General features: G+C 56.8%; 4 protein-coding genes and 1 pseudogene. 3 read left to right on the top strand and 2 right to left on the bottom strand.

All coding sequences use genetic code 11. The annotated features are described in order from the left end of the window. The 3 genes and pseudogenes from AB7F49_RS38875 to AB7F49_RS38865 form a co-directional block, all read left to right on the top strand. Positions 1-189 (top strand): annotated as a pseudogene (locus AB7F49_RS38875) (recombinase family protein); the annotation flags it as partial. Next, entirely contained in the window at positions 186-1,073 is an 888-nt protein-coding gene (locus AB7F49_RS38870; RefSeq protein WP_428533215.1) for a plasmid partitioning protein RepB C-terminal domain-containing protein, read from the top strand. The pseudogene AB7F49_RS38875 and the gene AB7F49_RS38870, both read left to right, overlap by 4 nt. Positions 1,074-1,075: 2 nt before the next feature. Continuing rightward, complete coding sequence (locus tag AB7F49_RS38865) at positions 1,076-1,975, top strand: plasmid partitioning protein RepB C-terminal domain-containing protein (RefSeq protein WP_428533212.1); 900 nt, start codon at positions 1,076-1,078, stop codon at positions 1,973-1,975. A 271-nt stretch (positions 1,976-2,246) separates the two neighbouring features. On the opposite strand, the gene AB7F49_RS38860 is transcribed toward AB7F49_RS38865, so the two are convergent. Both AB7F49_RS38860 and AB7F49_RS38855 read right to left on the bottom strand, forming a co-directional pair. Further along, positions 2,247-3,560, bottom strand: a complete 1,314-nt coding sequence (locus AB7F49_RS38860; RefSeq protein ID WP_428533209.1) for an McrC family protein — start codon at positions 3,558-3,560, stop codon at positions 2,247-2,249. Beyond that, positions 3,560-3,760: hypothetical protein (locus AB7F49_RS38855; RefSeq protein ID WP_428533206.1), on the bottom strand; the 201-nt coding region annotated here is incomplete at its 5' end. The genes AB7F49_RS38855 and AB7F49_RS38860, both read right to left, overlap by 1 nt.

Below are 3,760 nucleotides of genomic sequence, written 5' to 3'. Positions count from 1 at the left end.
GTCGCGGTTCGAATGGATCGGGCGAACAAGGCGGCACGTGACTATTACTTGTTACCAAGGCTCGACATGAGTCTGCCGAAGCTGCGGCTCGCGGAGTACAACGGTATCTCGCTTGATGCCTATCGTTACGACACGCTCGATGCGCTTTATGGCATGGCCGCGCGGGTGAAGATTTTGGAGGTTGCATGACAAACTCCGCCGTTTCGTCCGTCCAAATGGTGCCGATCGACCGGATCAACGTGATCAATCCGCGATTGCGTAACAAGCGGCTATTCAAGGAGATCGTCGCGAACATCGAGCACTTGGGACTGAAAAAGCCCATAACCGTAACTAGGCATGACCGTTCGGACGGACCCCAATACGACTTGATATGCGGTCAAGGTCGTGTTGAGGCCTTCCAGGCGTTAGGAGAGCGAGAGATCCCGGCGTTGGTGGTTGAAGCAACCGCTGAAGATTGCCTGGTGATGAGCCTTGTCGAGAATTGTGCCCGTAGGCAGCACCGCGCCATCGATCTGCTCCATGATATCGAAGGCCTGAAGCGCCGGGGCTATAAAGAGGCTGAGATCGCACGCAAGACCGATCTATCCCTGGAGTACGTCCGCGGTGTGATCCGGCTACTGGAGAAAGGCGAACATCGTCTCCTGCGTGCGGTTGAATCAGGTCAGATTCCGGTCAGTGTTGCCGTCGAGATTGCCGAGGCTGATGACGCGGGCACGCAGCGCGCGTTGCAGCAAGCCTATGAGAAAAACATTCTACGTGGCCGCAGGCTGTTGATCGCCAAGCGCGTCGTCGAGCAACGAAGGCGGCGCGGTAAAGGACTCAAGACTACGCAGCAACGACGCACGAGTACGATGTCAGCGGATGCCCTTCTGCGAGCCTATCGAGCGGATACCGACAAGAAACGACTTCTTATTCGGAAAGCGGGGGCCACCCATGACCGACTGGTATTCGTGACCGAGGCGTTACGCCATCTCTTCGCCGACGAAAATTTTGTCACGCTATTGCGTGCGGAAGGGCTGGGCACCCTGCCGCGGAATTTGGCGGAGCGCATTCCAATCGGCAGACAGGGTTGAGCATGGCTCCAAAAAATCCCGAAACCTCGGTGCGGATGGCCTTCGAGGAGGTCGGTCAGCGCATCTTGATTTCAAGTATCCAGCCGCTTCGGATCGTCGCGCCTAATGTAAAGAAAACTCCAAAATACGCGCAAATAGCGGCCTCGATCCAGGAGGTAGGGATTATCGAACCGCCGATCGTGGCGCGCGATCGAAGCGAGGCGGGCAAATTCCTGCTTCTAGACGGGCATCTACGGGTCGAGATTCTGAAAGAAATGGGCGAGACGGAGGTCGCCTGTCTGATTTCCACCGATGACGAGGCGTTCACCTACAATCGTCGGGTCAGCCGCATTGCGATCGTTCAAGAGCACAAGATGATCCTGAATGCCGTCGAACGCGGCGTACCAGAAGAGCGGATTGCCAAAGCCTTGAACGTGAACGTCGCTGGTATCCGGAAAAAGCGCAGATTGTTGGAGGGCATCTGTCCCGAGGCAGTAGAGCTCCTCAAGGACAAGCATGTGCCGATCAATTCGTTCACCGAGATCAGGAAGATGACTCCTATGCGGCAAATGGAGGCATCGGAGCTCATGGTCGCGATGAACAAGTATTCGATCACCTATGCGAGATCATTGGTCGCCGCCACACCGCAAGATCAGCTGATCGAGTCCGCGAAGCAAAAGGTCATCAAAGGGCTTACCGAGAATCAGATCGCGCTGATGGAGCGAGAGTCCACGAATCTCGAACGCGAATTCAAAATGGCGGAGCAATCCTACGGTGTCGATCACCTCGATTTCGTTCTCGCCAAGGGATTTCTAGGCGCGCTGCTCGGCAATGCGCGCGTGGTTCGGTACTTGACGCAACATCACCGAGAAATCCTGTCCGAATTCGAGAAGATTGCAGAACTTGAAAGTTCGGCAGCCTGAATTGCGTCAGGCTGATAGGTCGAACGACAGCGGATCGTTCGGCCATCTATGGGGACCCGGACCCGAGAAGCGCGGGGACCGCGGGAGAAGCCGCACTGTGAGGCGGATCAAGCGCGGTGGTGGGGATGGCGGCGAACCCGTTCGGAGCCCACTAGGCTGATCCTAAAGATCGGCCGAGCGCCCGACCGAAAGTTTGCAACGATCGGGCGCGGGCCCGGCGCATTCGATACTGCAACTCGAGCTTCTTCAGATCAGTATACTCCGAAAACCGCTAGCCTGTTAGGTTAGTCGCACTTTCGGAGGCCAGGAGCAGACTCCGGAGCCGGTCAAGAACCTTGTTACCGTTCGCCACATCAATGCTTGCAGTTTCGAGGATGGTGTCATGCCCGGTTATTCGGTGTCGAGAGTGAACGTCTTCCTCGCCGCCCAACCCCGGATGATGCGGATACAGGAGTGTAAGACGCGGAGCACGGTAGAGCTGTGCATAGGCCATCATCTGGTAGACATCGCCTTGCGAGACGCCCTGCTTAGGATCGTCAATCCGGGAAGTGATTCGCTTCCATTTTGTATCGATCACATGCGTCGTGACACCTGCTCGGCGAATTAGGATGTCTGGCTTTGTCTGAAAAAGTCCACGCTCGGTAGCTTCTGCGGTCAGACAGAAAAGGCGGCCGCCTTGTAACGTCACCGTAAGATCAGTACCTGTCAAAGCCCGAGAAATGAGGCGACCGACGTATTCTTCGAATAGTGAGTTCATTTCAAAAAGTAGCGCGGTCCCCTGGCTCAGGCCTCCAGTCGTAGTCTGATAGCGATTGAGCAAAAAAAGCCGGGCCATGCCCAGCAGCTCCTGCCATCGGCGGTTGGTCCGGTCGATCACGACTTCATCCCATCGGAGAGCCGCCGGCTGAGCCTCTGTTATATCCGCATAGACGAAAGCCAGTTCGCGCAAGCGTTGTTGGTTCGCTGAACTTCGAGATGTTCGATATAGATGGGCGACCGCCGCCTTCATAATCCGGTTTAAGGGGGTGTCCTCGGAAAGGACATCGAACCGGCAGGCGAGACGGGAAGGGTTGACCGCGTGGCGGGTGAACTGGCGCACGACATTGAGCCTACCGCGCAAGGAAGATAGGTCGTCTGCCTCCTCAACATACCGGCGCGGCATGCCCTTTCGGACCGCTTCGGTGAGCTTCTCGCAAAAAATGCGAACCAGGATTTCAAGCAACGTCTCACGCTGCCATGCAAGCTCCGTTATCGTCCCAAGATCGACCTTCAGATCGAGCGCGACGGCCAACATGTGAATCAGGCGCTTACGTATCGCCGCATTCTGCTGGTCGACATTCTCCCAAGACGCGACATCGATCTTAGGCAGAATCTCCAGGCTACAGTCCTTGGCGGCTAGGATCCCGACCACGCCCCGCGCACGGAGCGCACGGCGGCCGTGTTCAAGCACGCCGCTGCCGCCCCTGCCGGCAAAGGGTGAGCGCAGCGCCAAGCTCGCCAGTCGGTCAGCGAAATGCGCCGGGATCTGCCCGTCGCCGTCACCATAAGTGAGCTTGTCCCATTCGCGGACTGTGTAAGACCTCATCAGGCCGCGAACTCCGAGAAGTCGAACTCTCCTTTGACGATCCAACGAAGCTTCTCACTGCCGAGTTCGTCATCGCCATCAAAATTGGTGGGAGGTAACAGCTTCTTTGCTTCGAGGAAATTAGCCGTGGTCGCTCCATTTCCGTCACCAAGTACGATGGCGACCTTCGACCAGTCCTCGTAGAAATACTCGGCCAGCAC

The organism is Pseudorhodoplanes sp. (assembly GCF_050250235.1).
In the GTDB taxonomy this organism is placed as follows: Bacteria; Pseudomonadota; Alphaproteobacteria; order Rhizobiales; family Xanthobacteraceae; genus Pseudorhodoplanes.
Note: the sequence above shows the minus strand (reverse complement) of the source record. Positions and strands in the feature narration are given on the sequence as shown.

Excerpts from the sequence above, each read along its gene's own strand:
- AB7F49_RS38870 (WP_428533215.1), top strand. The coding sequence starts at position 186 with ATGACAAACTCCGCCGTTTCGTCCGTCCAAATGGTGCCGATCGACCGG.
- AB7F49_RS38860 (WP_428533209.1), bottom strand. The coding sequence starts at position 3,560 with ATGAGGTCTTACACAGTCCGCGAATGGGACAAGCTCACTTATGGTGAC.
- AB7F49_RS38865 (WP_428533212.1), top strand. The coding sequence starts at position 1,076 with ATGGCTCCAAAAAATCCCGAAACCTCGGTGCGGATGGCCTTCGAGGAG.